Origin of the sequence: Bacillus vallismortis, assembly GCF_004116955.1 — a bacterium.
GTDB lineage: Bacteria > Bacillota > Bacilli > Bacillales > Bacillaceae > Bacillus > Bacillus vallismortis.
This window is the reverse complement of the sequence record NZ_CP026362.1, coordinates 4,209,121-4,227,720: the sequence shown is the minus strand read 5'-3', so window position 1 is coordinate 4,227,720 and position 18,600 is coordinate 4,209,121. Positions and strand designations below refer to the sequence as shown.

Below are 18,600 nucleotides of genomic sequence, written 5' to 3'. Positions count from 1 at the left end.
TGCAATTCCGCTCTCCAATCTTACAAAGCTGTCACATTCACTAGGGTGTCACTTGAAAACACGATGGTCATCACAGTGCCCGTCCCTTGTTCTGATTCTGCATACAGCTGATGGCCAAGCCGGCTGCACACTTGTTTTGCTAAATAAAGACCCATTCCCGTTGCCTCTTTCATGCTTCTTCCGTTTTCCCCGGTAAAAAACGCGTCAAAAATCCGCGGCAGATCCTGCGGCGGTATGCCAATGCCTTCATCAGCAACCGACAGGCGCGTTTCATGGCCCACTGTTTCTATCCGGATTGTAATATGGTCTCCCACCCCTTGCCTTGAATATTTCAAGGCATTATAAAGGATCTGCCCGACAACAAAAGAAAGCCATTTTTGGTCGCTCGAAATCTGAACCGGGTTTGGCGGCACATGTAATGTTGGGAAAAGGCGCCGTTTGATAAACTGCCGTTTTTCCTGGTTAATAAGTGAACGGACAAGCTCATTTAAATCGAAAGTTTGCGGCCTTACATCAAACGCAAATTCCTCCAGCCGGGCCGTCTGCAGCATCATATCAAGCCCATGGCGAAATCTCTCATTTTCATCTTCCAGCTCCTCTAAAAACGTTGGAAAAGAAGAAGCGGTCCCGTTTTTTCCTTCTTGAATCATTAAGGAAATGACAGAAACCGGTGTTTTCATATGGTGAACCCATTGATTGGTGAAGGTATAATGCTGTTTTTGCTGATTCGTATAGTGTGAGAGCCTGCCTTCGTATTGCCGACCGAGTGCGTTGATCATGTTCGTCCAAAGCGCCTGCTCTCGAGTTCTTGGCTTTCGGGCTTTCAAAGACTGGCCGATGTCATTCGAAGAAGACGCTTGTTCCGCAAGCTTTTTGACATAAGTGAGAAAGGAAAACTGCCGAACATAATCAGCGGCAAAACCGGCGGCTAAAAGAACACCGGGCAAAATCCATATGTACATCATATTTTCTGCGGGAGGCTCTGCGCCGCTCTCTATGATGCTTAAATACGCAATCAGCATGGCGGTCCCTATCCCTAATAATGAAAATAAAATAATGGCTAAGCGGTCAATGAGATAAGTCTTTAACACTCCGGTTCACCCTTCCGATTGACTTGAAATTGATAGCCTTGTCCCCTGATCGTTGTAATGCAATTTTTCAGTCCGGCATTTTCCAGTTTTCTCCGCAGCCGATTGACATTGACCGTTAACGTATTATCATCGACAAAATCAACATCATCCCATAACGCCTCCAATAATTCATCACGGGAGACGATTTTTTTATGTTTTTTCACGAAAATGGATAAGAGCTGGAATTCTTTTTGTGAAAACAAAATGCGGGTGCTGTTCCACTCCGCCTCATTCTGATCAGGATAAATCGTGAGCCCGCCAACCTCCACTATTCTTGATTCCTGTGACAAAGAAGGCGAGTATTCACCATACGTGCGGCGGAGGACGCTTTTGATCTTGGCCAACACTACCTCTAGATGGAATGGTTTCGTGATATAATCATCCCCCCCATTTTCTATCGCCATGACCTGGTTCATCTCATCGGTTCGTGCCGATATAAAGATAATCGGCGCATTGGAAATGGTACGGATTTGCCTGCACCAATAAAACCCGTCAAAAAAAGGAAGATTGATATCAAGCAGGACAAGATCCGGTTTCATTTCTATAAATTCATATTTTATATCATTCAGCTGTTCAGCTATTTTCACTTCATATCCGTATTTTTGAAGATGTCCGCCCAGCAAAGAAGCAATCCGGTCATCATCTTCCACAAGCAAAATCCGATACACGTTTATCCCCCTTACATGTATGTCGCGATGACTTTTCTAGAAGATTCCAAAATTCATTATAGCATGTGGCAGAATCGCAAATGGTCTTTTTCCATACGTTATGATAGAATGAAAAGGAAAAAATTTGCTGTTAAGCAGGTGTCGTCATGAAGAAAATTATGCTGCTTCTGACAATAACGTCAATTCTTTCAGCATGTCAGCCCAGCTATACCGGAAAATACATAGAAATTGGGGATACACTAACTGAATACGAAAAAGAGTGCTTTAAAGAGCATCAAATTCCTTATCAATATGAAAAGGGAAAACTATATGTTCCAGATGATGCATTTGATGTAGTAATCAATACATGTTCATAAGAAAAAGCTTGCAGACATGCTGCAAGCTTTTCACGTTACAAAAAATAAGTATTTAATTTCTCTTCAAACGCTGAAGGGCCGATGTCACGTTTTTGGCCTTCACCGCCGTTTTCATGAATCGTGAAATGGCGGTCTGTCATGACCATCCGTCCGTTTGGTGTCAGCTTTGAAGCGAGCGGTGATTTGTTAAAAGGAGATTTTTCATGAGAGTGAATCATGTCCTTCATGTCATCTAAATCACCGGCATCGCTCTCATCAAGGGTAAAAGCGTAACCGATTTGCCAGCCGTCTCCCTTGTCCATCAATAGAACATGGCTGCCCTTTTCTGTTTCTTCTTCTTTGATTCGAAATGACCCGACAGGTGATTGTACCGTTTCTCCAGAAAGCGGTATCGGCTGGAGCGCCAGGTTGATGCCGAAGCCGATATCAACGATGTACTCGCCTTTTTCCGCAGACAGCCATACAGCAGCATGCGTCCCGTCTAATGCCCACTCTTCTTGTTTTCCTGCATAAACCGTTCCCCGAATGAGCTTCACATGAAACCCGGCCTCACGCAGGACAAAATAAAGCAAACCATTTAAATCGTAGCACAGGCCGCCCCGTTGTTCTTTGACCAGACGGCGCAACAGCTCTTCTTTTGTTACCTTATAATTCTCTTTTGCGAGTACGGCACGGTTTTCAAATGGAAAACGGTATGCCATTGCTTCGAGAAAAAGGGGGAGATCGCCGAAGCTGACATGGTCTTTCTCCCAGCCGATTTTCTGAAAACAGTCTTTTAAAAAATCACTCATTTTTATCACCTAAACTTCTTCTTGAACATAAGCAGCCAGCTTTTCCAGCGCCTCTTGTTCGTCTTCTCCCTGGGCAATCAAGGTAACCTCAGTGCCTGTGCTTACCGCAAGGCTCATCAGCCCCATGATGCTTTTTGCATTTACTTTTTTCCCATCCTTCTCAAGAAACACATCTGACGTAAACCGGTTTGCCTCTTGTACAAACAAAGCAGCAGGACGCGCCTGCAGTCCTGTCTTTAATCGAACTTCCACTTTCTGTTGAACCATAAGATCTCCCCTTTTCTTTACGGTTATTTTAAAGTGACGGTTTGCCCTGTCCGCAGCTGTTCTGCGATTTCGTCAAGTTTTCTCAGCCTGTGATTGATCCCTGATTTGCTGATTTTCCCGCTTGTTACCATTTCCCCTAGTTCTTTCAGCGTCACTTCTTGATAATCAATCCGCAGCTGCGCGATTTCCCGAAGCTTTTCAGGAAGCGCATCCAAGCCGATTCTTTCATCGATGTATTTGATATTTTCCACCTGCCTGAGCGAAGCGCCGATCGTTTTGTTTAAGTTGGCTGTTTCACAATTCACGAGGCGATTGACCGAATTTCTCATATCCCTGACGATTCTGACATCCTCAAATCGCAGCAGCGAATTGTGGGCACCGATGACGTTCAGAAATTCGGTAATCTTTTCAGCCTCTTTTAAATAAGTGATATAGCCTTTTTTCCGTTCGAGCGTTTTGCTGTTTAACTGAAACTCATTTAACAGGTCGCATAATGAATCGTTATGCTCCTTATAAAGAGAGAAGATTTCTAAATGATACGAGGAGGTTTCCGGATTATTGACCGAACCTCCCGCCAAAAATGCCCCTCTCATATAAGAACGTTTGCAGCATCTCTTTTTGACCAGCTCTTCCGAAATACTTCGTTCAAACACAAAATTCTCCCCGAGTATTTTTAAATCCTCTAAAATTGTTTTGGCATTTTCCGAAAAACGCACAATATAGACGTTATTCTTCTTCAGCCGCATTTTCTTTCTGACCAGCAGCTCGACCGACACATCATATTGTTTTTTCAGCAATGTATAGATGCGGCGGGCAATCGCCGCATTTTCAGTTTGAACATCAAGTACGAGATGGCGGTTTGTAAAGGATAATGCTCCGTTCATCCGGATAAGCGCAGACAGCTCTGCGTTAATGCAGCAGTCTTTCACTTCCAAATTCGTTAATTCTTTTTTTGTTTCTGATGCAAATGACATATAGCCACCTCATTTCAAGGCTTCATTCTTTTAGTAAATCGACAAGAAGAGAGGCCACTTTATGTGTATCGTGACGAATTACGTCATTTTTATGCGTTACGATTTGATCTCTGATGACTTCCAGCCCTAGCGCTTTTAGCTCTTCGATATCAAAATCAACAGGGCGCGCCGATTCCATTTCGTACTTACGTTTGATTTCGTCAGGAATGTCTTCACTGTTCACTAATATCGTATCAATGAAATCGCAGCCCATATGCTGATTGAGCGCTTTTACATGATCAGCAGCGGTGTAATGGAGCGTTTCGCCGGGCTGAGTCATCACGTTGCAAATGTATACTTTTTTCGCCGGCGCCTTTATGACTTCTTCCCCGATTTTTGGAACGAGCAAATTGGGAAGAATGCTTGTATAGAGGCTACCCGGGCCGATAATAATCAAATCCGCTTCCCTGATTACCTCTATCGTTTCCGGCAGCGGATCAATATGTTCCGGCGTAAGAAACACACGCTTAATGCGCTGTCCGTACGCCGGGATCGTGGACTCGCCTGAGACCACGCGGCCGTCTTCCATCTCTGCATGCAGAACGACACTGGCATTAGCAGCTGGCAAAACCTTTCCTCTTACATTCAGCACCTTGCTCATTTCTGTGACAGCGTGAAAAAAATCACCGGTTATATTCGTCATCGCTGCCAAAATCAAATTCCCGAGAGAATGGCCTGTTAAGTCATTCCCCTTATTGAAGCGGTGCTGAAAGAGATCTTCAACAAGCGGCTCGACATCGGATAAAGCGGCAAGCACGTTTCTGATGTCTCCGGGTGGCGGAATTTTCAGTTCATTGCGCAGACGCCCGGAGCTTCCTCCATCATCGGCAACTGTCACAATGGCCGTAATGTCAACTGGTTTATGCTTCAAGCCCCGGAGCAATACAGAAAGACCCGTACCGCCGCCAAAGATTGCGATTTTCGGTTTTTGTTCCATCTTATTTCCGGCTTCTCTTTTCAATGTCCCGGTGAGTAACATGAGAATAGTAATCCTTCTTGAAATAATCAGCTAAATGTTCGGCAAGTGTCACAGAGCGGTGCTGGCCCCCTGTGCAGCCGATCGCAATGACAACCTGGCTTTTTCCTTCTCTTTTATATGAAGGCAGCATAAAGCTCAGCAGATCGATCAATTTTTCATTGAACTTCTGCGTTTCATTCCACTTCATGACGTAAGAGGAAACCTCTTTATCCTTGCCAGTCAGCGGACGCATGCTTTCAATATAGTAAGGATTCGGCAAAAATCTGACATCAAAGACGAGGTCTGCGTCAATCGGGATACCGTATTTAAAACCAAATGACATGACATTCACGGTAAATGTTTCTCCTTGGTTTGACGCAAAGTGCTGTACGATTTTTTCACGTAAATCACGCGGCTTCATGTCTGACGTATCATAAATGATTTGAGAGCGGCCTTTTAATTCCTCAAGCAGCTCCCGTTCCAGCCCAATGCCCTCAAGCGGCAGGCCAGTCGATGCCAGCGGATGCGAACGTCTCGTTTCTTTATATCTCGTGACGAGAATGGAATCCTTTGCATCTAAAAATAAAATACGAGGAGTAATCCACGGATTTTCCGCCATCTCATCCAGCGCCTCAATCAGCCGGTCAAAAAATTCACGGCCGCGCAAATCCATCACGAGCGCAACCTTGCTCATTTTCGAATTTGATTCCTTCATCAGCTCTAAAAATTTCGGAAGCAATGAAGGCGGAAGATTATCGACGCAGAAATAGCCGAGGTCTTCAAAGCTTTGAATGGCGACCGTTTTTCCCGCTCCCGACATTCCGGTTATAATGACTAGCTGAATATCATGTGATTCACTAACGCTCATCTTTCTCCCCCCTGACTGTACTTTTTACTTGATATGCTGCGGATCTAAACGATAACTGAGCAGCTTGAAGTCCGGTGTATACGTAAAGGTGCCGTGCAGCAGCCCTTGGCCCTTCATCATAAAATCAAGAATATGGCCGTCTCCCGGGGCCATAGGCAAGTTTTGAATCTCCTCAATATTGTGCCACTGCAATTTGCCTTCCTCTGATTCGGATACATTTTGTCCGGTATATGAATCAGCGACAAACGTAAACATCATCCACTCAGAGACAATCTGGTCACCTTCTTTAATGATAAAGGTAAAAACGCCTTTTAACTGAGGGTTTATGATATAGATACCTGTCTCTTCTCTGTACTCTCTGATGACGGAATCTCTGACTGATTCCCCGCTCTCCATCTTGCCTCCCGGCGCGACCCACCAGCCGCGTCTCGGCTTTTGCAGCAGAAGGACCTTGTCATCCGTCTGAAGCACACAATTTGTCACTCTTTGCAAGTACGTTCACCTAACCTTCTCGTCCTGTCATCGTCTCTTTATTATACCGCTTCAAGATGCCTCCCACAATGAAGAGACATTGACAATCTTTTCTTCTATTTTACAGCATATTCATTCATGAATTCAGGTGATTTTTAATGGAATAGGCAACCGCCTTTTATTTTTGGACAAAAAAAGGACACGGATAACTGGAGAATCCGTGCCAAAAAAGTGTATTCATTATAAAAAGGGGGTCAATTACGTTATTAATCATAACCGAAAAGCATTACACAACTGTTACAGCGGAATTAAAACCCAGTAACGTAATGTGAAACTCGTATGACAGCCTTTTTATTTTAAAGTTTTCAGCGTTTCTTGGAGCTCTTCGACATAATGCTGTACGCTTTGTGCCGCAATACTTCCGTCTCCTGTAGCCGTTACGATTTGGCGCAGTGATTTTTCGCGAATGTCTCCGGCAGCGAAAATCCCTTCAACCTTTGTTTCCATGCGGTCGTTTGTTTCGATGTAGCCCTCTTCATTCGTAATGCCCAGATTTTCAAACGGTTTAGACAGAGGAAGCATGCCGATGTAAATGAATACGCCGTCTGTTTTGAATTCACTTTCTTCACCGTTTACTGTATCAACAAGCGTTACGCTGCCGACTTTGCCGTTTTCCTCATGAATTTCCTTCACGGTTTTATTCCAAAGGAAGTCAACTTTTTCATTATCAAATGCTCTCGCTTGAAGAATGCTTTGCGCACGGAGTTTGTCACGTCTGTGAACAATCGTTACTTTTGAAGCGAAACGTGTCAGATACACGCCTTCTTCCACAGCGGAATCTCCGCCGCCGACAACGACAAGCTCTTTGCCTTTAAAGAAAGCGCCGTCACATACCGCACAATAAGACACGCCGCGGCCGCCCAATTCTTTTTCGCCAGGCACGCCAATTTTCTTATATTCCGCACCTGCGGCAATGATCACTGCACGCGCTTTATATTCTTTAGAACCGGCTTTTACCACTTTGTACTCTTTTCCGTCAACCACTTCTTTAATATCGCCATAAGCGTATTCAGCGCCGAATTTTTTCGCGTGTTCGAACATTTTGTTAGAAAGCTCAGGTCCGAGAATGCTTTCGAATCCAGGATAGTTTTCTACATCTTCCGTATTGGCCATTTGCCCGCCTGGAATTCCTCTTTCAATCATTAATGTCGATAAATTTGCTCTTGATGTGTATACAGCGGCCGTCATCCCAGCAGGACCCGCGCCGATAATAATCACGTCATATACTTTTTCTTCTGACACACTATCCACTCCTTAACACGTCTTTTTCAAGTTGGGGCGCTTCTTTATATGATAAGAGTCCCCATCTAACGTATACCTTACCCATATCCTATAAAATCTCAGGGTGATACGCTATTTTTTTGCTCATTTTTTTCTGATCATGATTAAATGTTTTTTAAAAGGGTATATGTATTAATAAAGAAAGAGCCTTCTGTTCAAGAAGGCCCTTGTCTTATTTATTATTGAACAACACGTCTTACAACGCCTTTAAATGCCTTTTTCCAGTAAACGTTGCTCATTGAGTCAATAGATACACCGTGAGATGAATTATCGTTTAGGAAAGTACCGTTTCCTAAGTAAATTCCAACGTGACCGTTTGTTTTGTATGTGTCAAAGAAAACTAAGTCTCCGCGCTTCATTTCAGACGCGCTGACAGCTTGTCCTCTAGCAACTAACGTATCAGTTGTTGTTCCGCCGACAGGTCCAAGGTTGACACCTGCAGAAGCGTATGCCCAGCGTACGAATGATGAGCAGTCAAAAATACGGTTGTTGATATCAGACTGAGAGCGTCCGCCGCCAAATTTGTACGGTGATCTTCCGACAATGCTTGAACCAACGCTGATCGCGCCTTCAATTCCGCCTGAGTTACTGATGACAGTGCCGCCTGAATTGCTGTTTGAGCTGCTTCTCTTCTTAGAAGATGAGCTGTTAGACGAACTGTTTGATGAACTCTTAGAAGAATTGTTGTTTGAAGAATCATCATGAGATGAGCTTGCTGTTTCAGTTGTAGCTGTTTGTGTCTCATCAGATGCTTTTTGCGCTTCTTCCTGCTTTTTGATCAAAGCAGCCGCAGCTTCTTGTTCTTTTTTGATGCGTGCTTGTTCTGCTTCGGTATCTGCTTTTTGGTTCGCAAGCTCAGACGCTTCTGATTTTAATTCAGAAATCGCGTCAGCCGTTTTCTTCTGGCTTGCTTTTGCTTCTTCGAATAGCTTGTCTTTTTCATCAAGCTGTTTATCAAGCTCTTTTTGCATGGTTTCTAATTTAGCCAATGCAGCTTGAACTTCTTTCAGCTTATTATTCAAATCCGCTTCAGAATCTTCAAGTTTCGCTTTATCCTGCTCTTGCTGCTTGATTAAATCTTTGTCTGCATCAACAATTGATGAAACCGCAGTCGCGCGAGAGATAAAGTCACCAAAGCTTGTTGACCCTAAAAGGACATCTATGTATCCTTGAGATCCGCCGCTTTCCTGTAAAGAACGAACGCGTTTTTTCAGGATTTCGTTACGCTTTTCAATACGGGCTTCTGTTTCTTTAATCTCTTTTTTCAGCTTTTTGATTTCTTCTTTTGTTTTAGCGTTTTCTTCTTTTTTATCTTCGATCTCGTTGCTTGTATTAAGCGCCTTATCGTTAATGTCTTTTAGTTCTTTTTCAATCTTTGATTGATTTTCCTGAAGCGCAGTTAATTCTTTTTCCTTCGCTTCTATGCTGGAAGCAACCTCAGATTGCTTGCTTTCGATATTTTGTTTCTTTTCATCTAATGTTTCCGCCGATGCAGTTTTACTTGTAAATGGGATCAAAAAACTGCTTGTCCCGATGACGGAAGCCAAACCAAGTGTCAATAAACTCTTTCTCACTTTTAATATCCTCCCTTTACTGTGAACCTGTTCTCATGTGGAATCGTATTTTAAACATCAAGTTTCGTTCCTCATACTCTACGAGGAATGATGGTTGTTTATGGTTAATGTTTCTGTGTATCTCTTATTCTGGCTGTATAGCGTTTATTTCACATCATATGTAAAAAACACTAATTCCTTATGTACGAGAATCATTATACCATCAAGTTTCGACAAATTAGCGATAAATTTTATTACATTTGTGTTTCAAACAGATGTCAAGTCATTCATCGTTTGTCATTTTTCTTAAACACCTAAAAAAACTGTCGATATTATTCTATTACTATAATCTATCAAATAAAAAAAGAGTCGATTATACAAATCGACTCTTCAAAATATTCTATTCTAGAATATCATCAATATATTTCATATATTTCGTCAGCGTTGCCGGAGAGATGCCAAATCGGGCCGCTGTGTCTTTTTTCGTATCATGTTTTCCGTGAGCTTCTTTCCAAATATAACAAATCGCAGCTGCCCAGCCCTTCTCATTTTTCAATGGAACGGCAGCCCGGATTTGCTGAATGACATGGAACACCCAGCAGCTCATGACCTCTGTTTTCATTTCTTCTTTTTCAGCTTGCTCCAATAATTTGACGGTTTGATAAGCGAAAAGCGCATCCTCTGATACATCAGCAGCCGCCGATTCTCCATTCAAGAGCAGCCTTACAAAATGATTTTCGAAAGGAGCGGTGATTCTCTTCGAGTGTATCACCGCTTCAAGATGCTCCGTTTCTCCCTTTGTGCTGCTGATATAATAGGCTGCGAGACGCTGCTCTACCGATGAAGGGAGTGCTTCCCTCCGTTCAACCCAGGGAGCCGGGCGGTCTTCTCCGGGATATTGCGACTCGACTTTTCTCCAGATCGTCTCGGCGAATTCAGTATGCCCTGTAAAATAAGCGGAGCACGAGAGCCAGTAAAAGAATGTGTCATCGCCTTCAAAACCGCTTTTATATAATGACTTGAGCCATTTATATCCGAGCTCATAGCGGCCGACAAGCGCCAAAGTAGCTCCAAGTTTGTATCGCTGTTCCAATAGCATCGGATACACATTAGAAAGCCGGTCACTCAATTCCGCCACTTTTTCGTCTTCTCTTTCATAATAGTAGAAAACGAGAAGATTGCATAAGGCATGAAGATTTCCTTCATTATGACTGAGCACTTGATAAGCGGTTTCCTTTGCTTTAACGATGTTGCCTGAATAGAAATAGGCGAGCGCCAGATTGTTGTATGCTGACCAAAGCTCCGGATATTCAGCTGTGATTTCCTCAAGCGCCGCCACAGCTTCAGCAAGCTGGCCGCTTTCCAAGAGGGACTTTGCCCGATCCTGTTTCACCAGCAATTCATCCTGATCATACAGAGAATCCTCAGGCCCGCCGTCTCCTAAATCTAGCAATTCAAGCAGACTATCGTTTTCTTCAGCGAATTCCCCGTCCGGATCCGCATCTGAATAAGCGGCCGCTTCTTTATAAGCTTCTTGAAAGAGTCCCAGATGGGCAAAATTATTCGCTTTAAAGTAATGGCACTCCGGCATTTCGGTCTCCAGATTTGCCATAATATAATCAAGAAGATCGTTCGACTCTTGATATTGGCCCATTTCTGAATAAATGACCGCAAGCTGCGAAAGCATCTCTGAATCCTCCGGCTCCAAATGAACCGCGCGTTGAATCAGTTTGCTTGCCCGTTTCAGATTGCGCTCTTTATACGCTTTCAAGCCTTTATGAAAAAAATATTGTCCATCTTGAAGCAGCTGGACAATTTGTGCGTGATTTTTATGTTCAGAAGTGTGTTTTCCCACAACTACCCTCCGTTTTTATACAATATTACCGTCAGTAGTATACCATAAATCGTCAGCCCCTCAATAGTTCAAAAGGAAGGATTGGGAAAATCCCCCCGTTTTTTTGCTGGCTGATTCGACCAAAATTTACCCGGCTTTGTTTTCTAAATCCGCGTTCATTTTGAGCTGCTGTTCAGCAAAATCTTTATATAGATCATGCGAAGCCATTAATTCATGATGGGTTCCCCGTCCGGTAATTTCTCCTTTTTCAACAAACAGCAGCTGGTCCGCGTCTACAACAGTAGAGAGGCGGTGAGCGATGACAATCGTTGTGCGGCCCTCCATCAGCACCTCGAGCGCCTGCTGGACTGATTTTTCAGATTGGCTGTCAAGGCTTGAGGTCGCTTCATCAAGCATGAGAATGCTCGGATCTCGGAGAAGCGCTCTCGCAATCGCGATTCTTTGCCTTTGTCCGCCTGACAGCATAATGCCGCGTTCGCCTACCTCCGTATCAAGCTGATTCGGAAGCTCCTTTATGAAATTGAGCGCGTATGCCATCTCCGCGGCCTTTTCGATCTCAGCGTCCGTTACATCACGTTCTAACCCGTAGCAAATGTTTTCTCTAATCGTTCCTGACATTAACGGGCTTTCCTGTGATACATACCCGATATGCTCCCGCCACGATTCAAGCGAGTAAGTGTCAACCGGCTCTTCCCCCAGCCGAATGATCCCTGCAGTCGGTGAATAAAAACGTTCAAGCAGCTTAAACAATGTTGTTTTTCCTCCGCCACTCGGACCGACAATCGCTGTTACTTTCCCTGCTTCAATGACGGCGCTGATCTCTTTCAAAATCAGCTGATCAGGCTTATATCCAAAAGACACACGATCAAGCTGGATAGGCAAATGCGCGTTTTCGATTTGTTTTCCTGTGACAGTATCTTCCTCTTCTTCTGACAAAATCTCAATCATCCGTTCGGTTGCGCCGATTGATTTTTGCAGCTGTGTAAAAAACGTTGTGATCTGGCCCATCGGCATAATAATTTGAAACAAATATAAAATAAAGGCCACGAGCGCTCCGGCAGTGAGCTCGCCTGATGAGACCTGCATGCCCCCGTATCCGATGACTGCCACAAGTGCTGCCATTAATACAAGTGAGATAAGCGGACTGACAAGCGACTGAACCTTGGCTTCACGAACTCCCAGTTTAAATAATGAAGAAATCCCCAGTTTCCCGCGCCCATATTCGACAACCTCCGCATTTGAAGCCTTGACGAGTCTGATTTCCGGAAGGATTTGATTCAGCAGGCCGGTAAAACGGGCTGTTTCATCTTGCGTTTCCCGAGAAATGGTGAACATCTTCCGGCCAATCGGGATTAGGATTAGAGCGGCAAGCGGAACGACAACTAATACAAGCAGTGTCAGCTTCCAATTCATAATAAACAAGATTGTCAGAGATCCAATGACTGAAATGATGCCTGTAATAAACCCGCTGATATGGGTTGTGATCAATTCTTTGACCACCATCGTATCATTCGTCACGCGGCTGACGGTTTCTCCGGAAGCGTTTGTATCGAAATAAGGGACAGGGAGCTTAATTAATTTCTTCCATAATAAATCCCGCAGCCCGGAAATGATTTTTTGTCCATTATAGTTAAGCGCATAGGTGGCATAGGCGCTTAAACCGGCCTGTACGAAAAAAACAAGCGCGATCAGCCCGATTTGCGTGCCTGACAGGTTTGACATGGAAAATCCGTCGACAAGCTGCTTCGTTAATAATGGAATCAGCAGGCTGACCAGCGTGGTCACAATACTGAGGGCCAGCGCAAAGACAAGCTTTCCATAAGAAGGATTGGTCTTCTTTACTAATGCAAAAAAGGGTTTCAATTTACTTTTCGATTTTTGTTGCTGGGTTGGCATATACTTTTTCCTCCTGTTTCAGCGTTCAGAAAGGTGAAATGTCGTATCAAAAGGATGATTTTTACTCTTTCTCAATCATATCAATGGAGAGAGACTTTTTCAGTATATTTTTGCCGTGATGAAAATAAAAATCTCCCACTCGTGTTTTGAATAGGAGAAGAGTAAACGATACACCTTTAACAAGATGTGTATCGTTCCACATTTTCCGGATGATTCTATGTTTTTCTCCTTTATATTCAGCGCATCTCTGCTTCAAAGATTAAACGCAGTTTTACATTTTCATTTTCAATATATTCTTCTTTTTCATTTCCTATACTTCTCCTTTATAACCTTTAAAAAGGTTATAGAGTCTATTATTTTTTGGACTTTTTTTCTTGCTCCATCTTTCTTTAATGAACAATCCTCTTCATCACTATAACAGGCAAATCGAAACGAATACTCTATCCCCAGATCATCCTCTTTTGTAGATTTGACATAACCAAAAAATCTATAAGAAAAATTGTTCTTTCCCTCTACATCATCAAAAACACTTTTCTTTTGAGCAGAATATACAATTTTGTCAGATAGCTCTCTTTCTTCGAATTTGCCTTTATAGCTATTTCTACCGCTTACAATGTCCAGCATTGTATCCTTGTCATTCGCAAAACTTTTTTCTCGATGATAATCCAATTGCCCATCATATTGAATGTTAGTTTTTTTATTAAAACTATCAAATATTATTGTTTCTTCATTTTTGCCAACACTTGAAAATTTAGTTACGTACTTCGCATCCTCCGGAAACAACATCCTAAACCCTTTCAGCTTAGACTCCAGCACATAATACCCCGGCTCCTCTTCTTTCGTTGACACCATGTATTCTCTCGTTTTCTCGTCCTGAAACGCAGGAACTTTCGGCAGGTCTTTTGGGTCCATGTCTTTTGGTTTTACGGCTTCTGTTTTATTGTCATTGGTAGTGTTTTTATCATTGTCGTTCATACTGCATCCGCTTGTCAGGGCAAGAAATAAGCTGAAGCAAATAAAGATGATCTTTTTCATTATGAACCTCCGTGGTTTTTTGAGCTGTTTTATCAAAATCCATACTAATGACCCTGTTAAAAAGTGATTATTTTATCCTTATTCATATTATAAAATGGAATAAATTTGATAAACAGAAAGGAGGGCTTAAGATACAGGTTGAATTTCTCATACTCGAAAAAACGCTGTTTCCCTTGGCAGTCTTTGAGCGATTACTACTTCTGTTTCGAATAAAACCTCTTCGAGATAAAAAAACCTTCGACATCAATGTTTGTATTTTTCTCTTACACATCGCCAAAGGTAACAGAGTTTATTATTCTTTTAACCTGTTCTTCATTTGCTTTTGGGTCTGGTTTGCATGTCTTTGCATTGGCTGAGCAGCTAAACATAAAAGAATATTCCATCCCTAAATCATCTTGTTTTTTTGACTTTATATAACCAAGAAAGATATAAGATGGGTTTTCTTCGTTGTCAAAGTTTTCATGTTTTGAAGCAAAATAAATATCCTTATCTTTTGCTTCAAATTTTTCAAAATGACCTTTGTATTCATTTTTACCGCTAACGATATCCAACATAGTCTCCGGATCGTTTATAAATGATTCATTTTGATAAAACTTTACTGAAGCGTTCATTACTATATTCGTTTTTTTATTCACACTGTCAAAAAATAGTGATTCGTTTTTCTTTGAAGTTTCAGAGTCTGAGTACTCCCCATCCTCCGGAAACAACATTCTAAATCCTTTCGTCTTAGACTCCAGCAAATAATACCCCGACTCCTCTTCTATCGTTGACACCATGTACTCTCTCGTTTTCTCATCCTGAAACGCCGGAACTTTCGGCAAGTCTTTTTGATCCTGGTCTTTTGGTTTTACGTCTTCCGTTTTATTGCTAATTGTGATGTTTTTTTCATTGTCGTTCATACTGCATCCGCCTGTCAGGCAAAGTAATAAAATGATGTAAATATAAGTGTTCTTTTTCAAAGTGAACCTCCAATGGGGTTAACTAATTGATATTAATAACCCGGATGCAAATTGCTTATTTTGTTCTTATTCATGTTACAGCTGCGAAGATGCGAAAACATTTTTATTCGCCATCTCTACTCTTCTTTTTATTTTTAAAGAAGGTTATAGAATGAATTAGAGTATCCGTTTTTTCTTTTGCTTGGTCTTCATCCAAAGTACAAGGTTTATTATCTTTTTTACACCGGACGATAAAGGAATATACTATCCCTAGACACTCTTCATCACTGGATGCTATATATCCAAAATAACCAAAGGAATAATTGTGTTTACGATCACTGTTTTTAAAAGTGCTTTTTTTTGATGCAGTATAAACTGTTTTTCCATCAGTTTTTTCTTTCTTAAAATCACCTTCGTAACCATTCTCATTACTAATTTGGTGCAGCATTGTTTCTGGATTATTAATAAAAGAAGATTTGTTATAGTAGCTAATTTGCGCATCTAAGAGTATATTTGATTTTTCATTATAGCTTTGAAACCCTATCGATTCGCTATTCTTTCCATTTGACGTAGAATAGTCTGGAAGATACTCGCCATCTGCCGGAAACAACATTCTAAACCCTTTCAGCTTAGACTCAAGCAAATAATACCCCGGCTTTTCTTCTTGCGTTGACACCATGTACTCTCTCGTTTTCCCGTCCTGAAACGACGGAACTTGCGGCAGTTCTTTTGGGTCCATGTCTTTTGGTTTTATGGCTTCTGTTTTATTGTCATTGGTGCTGTTTTTTTCAATGTCGTTCATACTGCACCCTCCTGTCAGGGCTAGTAATAAGCTGAAGCAAATCAAGATGATCTTTTTCATGAAGAACCTCCGCAGGTTTTCGTTGTTTACACGAATAATGGTTTTCTATCATTTCACTTGCATTCATTAAGGCAAACTGTTGTTAATAGCCATATTCTAATCAATTAGCCTTAACTTTATTTGTCCTTTTTATCTATTAAAAAGCTGATGGAATGTATTAATTTCTCAACTTTATTTTTAGCCTTTTCTTCTTCTAGAGAGCATGGTTGATTTTCATTTTTGCATCCAAAAGTAAAGGCGTATTCAACTCCTAGGTTATCTTCTTCTAGAGATTTCACATATCCAAAGTAACTGTATGAATCATTATATTTTCTATCAATATTTTCAAAGATGGCTTTTTTCTTACCAAAATAGATATCCTTGTTCTTGTTACTACTTTTCTTGTATTCACCTTTATAATCATTTTTTCCACTTACAATATCTAGCATTATTTCAGGTTCATCTACAAAACTTTCTTCTTTGTAATATGTTACATGCCCATCAAACATTACATTGGTGTCTTTATCATAACTGTTAAATCCAATGCTTTCTTTGTGTTTTCCAGTTAACGAGGATCTTCTTGATAGATATTTCGCTTCCTCCGGAAACAACATCCTAAATCCTTTCAGCTTAGATTCCAGCACATAATACCCCGGCTCCTCTTCCTTCGTTGAGACCATGTACTCTCTCGTTTTCTCGTCCTGATACGCAGGAACTTTCGGCAGGTTTTTTGGGTCCATGTCTTTTGGTTTTACGGCTTCTGTTTTATTGTTATTTGTGATACTTTTTTCATTGTCGTTCATACCGCATCCACCTGTCAGAACAAGTATTAAGCTGATGCAAATCAAGATGGTTTTTTTCATGACAAACCTCCATATCGTTAACTGATAGAATCAAACGAACAAAAGACCGCCGAGTTCTCTCGGCAGTCGTGGCCAGGCATTATAGCTTCTCTTTTTTCGAATAAAATATTCTGGATATAAACAGCCCGATGACCCCTAACAAGATGAATAAGACCGCTCTCCAAACAATATCTATCGAAGCAGAATCTATTAAAATCATTTTGGCCAGTGTCATAAATAAAAATACAAGCCCGATTCGGTTCCATGTCTTGTCTTTGGTTGCGTAATAAACAGCATACATCACGATGACAAATATAAACCAAGACAGGGATACTCCTACATGATTGGATACGCCGTCAATCTTATCCGTCATCCATATGGATAATTTGCTGAAGAATACAAGCATCAGGAAGGAAACAGCGTACGAAACAACAATCGTGATTTGTTTATTTTGTATGTTTTTCGAATACAGATAGGCAGCAAATAGTGAGCTGATCAGCAGCAGCCAAGAGACCACGCTGAGAAAGTGTAATGAGCGTGCCGGGTATTGCATGAGGCCGCACGATGCCTGTAAAACGACAATCACTCCGGCAATGCCGATCAGCCAGCTTTTTTTGCGGTATGACACGTAACACATCATGATTCCTTGCAACGTAAACATGATGTACAGCCAAATTTCATTTTCATCTAATGCATCCGCTGCTAATACATTAAAATAAATCATAGAAATGAGAAAAAACGTATGTGTGATTTCGACTAAATCTTTTCTTTTCCATAAACTTAACAATAGGTAAATGACAAAAGCAACAGTATAAAAGGCGTATAACGCTGTATCGTTTTTTAGATACAGGACAAACCCTGTAATGAAAACGACAAAAGCTCCGATTGAAACAGCTGTGAGGTAGACAGCTTTTTGAAATGGGATGTGCGATCGTAAGGCCGAGAAGATCATGATCGCCTGCTGCATCGTAAAGACAGTAAGTGTCCAAACCGATACCTGTGCATCGGTAAATGATAAGAAAGCAAAAATCGCTAATATAAATGCATAGTTTGCTATATTCCACGCCACGCTGTACTTTTGTTTGACTGTCTCATACATTAAGCCTGCGAAAACCAATGACTCATATACATAAAAAATGTATTCGTTTCCTTGTTCCCCGCCAAATAAAAACGGATACAAGTAAACACCTGCGCCGATAATCGCAATGAGTGCTTGTGACCGATATTTTCTTGATATGTACACACCGCCCGCAACGCCTGCAGCAAGAAGGATCACTGTAAGCGGGGTCGGGATCATCTGGTACAGCATGTTCCCCGCAAATAAAGAAACGATGTAGACAATGTTACTGCCCGCCAATAATGAGACGCCCAGCACACTGGCATTTTTCTTATATTGCCTGCTGCCGAGAACATATAGCACAATGGAGACCATGAGCCCTGCCGCCACCCTCATATATGTGTTGACCCAGCCTTTTTCAGCAGCTGCCGCAAACGCCCAAATCATGCCAAGAAGAAAAACAAAAATAAAGATTTTCGGAAGCCAATTTCCTGCTATGTTTTCTAAAGTGCGGCGCTCTTTTGACGGAGCCGTTGTTTGTTTTGGCACTTCGGTTTCTTTGTTGATTTTTGGATGTTCTACCGTTTTGGCTATAACTTGTTCTTGCTTGCCTGCCGTGAGATATGCGATCTCTTTTTTGACATTGGCCAGTTCTTGTTCCAAACGTCCAACTCTTTTGTTCAGTTCATCAATTTTTTCGTTCACCATTCTCTCCCCATT

Annotated in this window: 18 protein-coding genes; 1 reads left to right on the top strand and 17 read right to left on the bottom strand. The window is 41.8% G+C overall.

Going from position 1 to position 18,600, the window contains the following annotated elements; all coding sequences use genetic code 11:
• Positions 1-20: 20 nt before the first annotated feature.
• Positions 21-1,091 carry a HAMP domain-containing histidine kinase gene (locus tag BV11031_RS22270; protein WP_010328700.1) on the bottom strand — a complete coding sequence of 357 codons (1,071 nt, stop codon included), beginning with the start codon at positions 1,089-1,091 and terminating at the stop codon, positions 21-23.
• Complete coding sequence (locus BV11031_RS22265; protein WP_010328701.1) at positions 1,085-1,798, bottom strand: response regulator transcription factor; 714 nt, start codon at positions 1,796-1,798, stop codon at positions 1,085-1,087. The genes BV11031_RS22270 and BV11031_RS22265 overlap by 7 nt, the downstream gene beginning before the upstream one ends.
• Positions 1,799-1,944: 146 nt before the next feature.
• Here BV11031_RS22265 and BV11031_RS22260 point away from each other — a divergent pair, with 146 nt between their 5' ends.
• On the top strand, positions 1,945-2,154 hold the full coding sequence (locus BV11031_RS22260) for a hypothetical protein (RefSeq protein WP_010328702.1): 210 nt from the start codon (positions 1,945-1,947) through the stop codon (positions 2,152-2,154).
• 35 nt (positions 2,155-2,189) lie between these two features.
• Here BV11031_RS22260 and BV11031_RS22255 read toward each other — a convergent pair whose 3' ends face one another.
• The 15 genes from BV11031_RS22255 to BV11031_RS22185 form a co-directional block, all read right to left on the bottom strand.
• Entirely contained in the window at positions 2,190-2,954 is a 765-nt protein-coding gene (locus BV11031_RS22255) for an arylamine N-acetyltransferase family protein (RefSeq protein WP_082246306.1), read from the bottom strand.
• Positions 2,955-3,212 (bottom strand): HPr family phosphocarrier protein, encoded by a 258-nt coding sequence (locus tag BV11031_RS22250; protein WP_003219835.1) that lies wholly within the window; start codon positions 3,210-3,212, stop codon positions 2,955-2,957.
• 23 nt (positions 3,213-3,235) lie between these two features.
• Positions 3,236-4,186, bottom strand: coding sequence for a DNA-binding protein WhiA (gene whiA, locus BV11031_RS22245; protein ID WP_010328704.1), 951 nt, complete (start codon positions 4,184-4,186; stop codon positions 3,236-3,238).
• A 22-nt stretch (positions 4,187-4,208) separates the two neighbouring features.
• Positions 4,209-5,162: a gluconeogenesis morphogenetic factor gene (mgfK, locus tag BV11031_RS22240; RefSeq protein WP_010328705.1), complete on the bottom strand. Its 954-nt coding sequence runs from the start codon at positions 5,160-5,162 to the stop codon at positions 4,209-4,211.
• A 1-nt stretch (position 5,163) separates the two neighbouring features.
• On the bottom strand, positions 5,164-6,051 hold the full coding sequence (gene rapZ, locus BV11031_RS22235) for an RNase adapter RapZ (protein ID WP_010328706.1): 888 nt from the start codon (positions 6,049-6,051) through the stop codon (positions 5,164-5,166).
• A gap of 24 nt (positions 6,052-6,075) precedes the next feature.
• Positions 6,076-6,543, bottom strand: coding sequence for an 8-oxo-dGTP diphosphatase (locus tag BV11031_RS22230; protein ID WP_010328707.1), 468 nt, complete (start codon positions 6,541-6,543; stop codon positions 6,076-6,078).
• Positions 6,544-6,873: 330 nt separating this feature from the next.
• A complete protein-coding gene (trxB, locus tag BV11031_RS22225) occupies positions 6,874-7,824 on the bottom strand; it encodes a thioredoxin-disulfide reductase (protein WP_010328708.1) in 951 nt (316 codons plus the stop codon).
• Between the two features lie 218 nt (positions 7,825-8,042).
• Positions 8,043-9,437 (bottom strand): peptidoglycan DL-endopeptidase CwlO, encoded by a 1,395-nt coding sequence (gene cwlO / locus BV11031_RS22220; RefSeq protein WP_010328709.1) that lies wholly within the window; start codon positions 9,435-9,437, stop codon positions 8,043-8,045.
• A 379-nt stretch (positions 9,438-9,816) separates the two neighbouring features.
• Positions 9,817-11,271, bottom strand: a complete 1,455-nt coding sequence (locus tag BV11031_RS22215; RefSeq protein ID WP_010328710.1) for a tetratricopeptide repeat protein — start codon at positions 11,269-11,271, stop codon at positions 9,817-9,819.
• Between the two features lie 126 nt (positions 11,272-11,397).
• Positions 11,398-13,167, bottom strand: a complete 1,770-nt coding sequence (gene bmrA, locus BV11031_RS22210) for a multidrug resistance ABC transporter ATP-binding protein/permease BmrA (protein WP_010328711.1) — start codon at positions 13,165-13,167, stop codon at positions 11,398-11,400.
• Positions 13,168-13,470: 303 nt separating this feature from the next.
• Positions 13,471-14,202 carry a hypothetical protein gene (locus tag BV11031_RS22205; protein ID WP_010328712.1) on the bottom strand — a complete coding sequence of 244 codons (732 nt, stop codon included), beginning with the start codon at positions 14,200-14,202 and terminating at the stop codon, positions 13,471-13,473.
• A 263-nt stretch (positions 14,203-14,465) separates the two neighbouring features.
• On the bottom strand, positions 14,466-15,101 hold the full coding sequence (locus BV11031_RS22200) for a lipoprotein YvcA (protein ID WP_411813181.1): 636 nt from the start codon (positions 15,099-15,101) through the stop codon (positions 14,466-14,468).
• Positions 15,102-15,264: 163 nt separating this feature from the next.
• Positions 15,265-16,002, bottom strand: coding sequence for a hypothetical protein (locus BV11031_RS22195; protein ID WP_026014457.1), 738 nt, complete (start codon positions 16,000-16,002; stop codon positions 15,265-15,267).
• Between the two features lie 116 nt (positions 16,003-16,118).
• Complete coding sequence (locus tag BV11031_RS22190; RefSeq protein WP_010328715.1) at positions 16,119-16,844, bottom strand: hypothetical protein; 726 nt, start codon at positions 16,842-16,844, stop codon at positions 16,119-16,121.
• A gap of 79 nt (positions 16,845-16,923) precedes the next feature.
• Positions 16,924-18,588 carry a DUF2339 domain-containing protein gene (locus tag BV11031_RS22185; protein ID WP_010328716.1) on the bottom strand — a complete coding sequence of 555 codons (1,665 nt, stop codon included), beginning with the start codon at positions 18,586-18,588 and terminating at the stop codon, positions 16,924-16,926.
• Positions 18,589-18,600 lie beyond the last annotated feature (12 nt).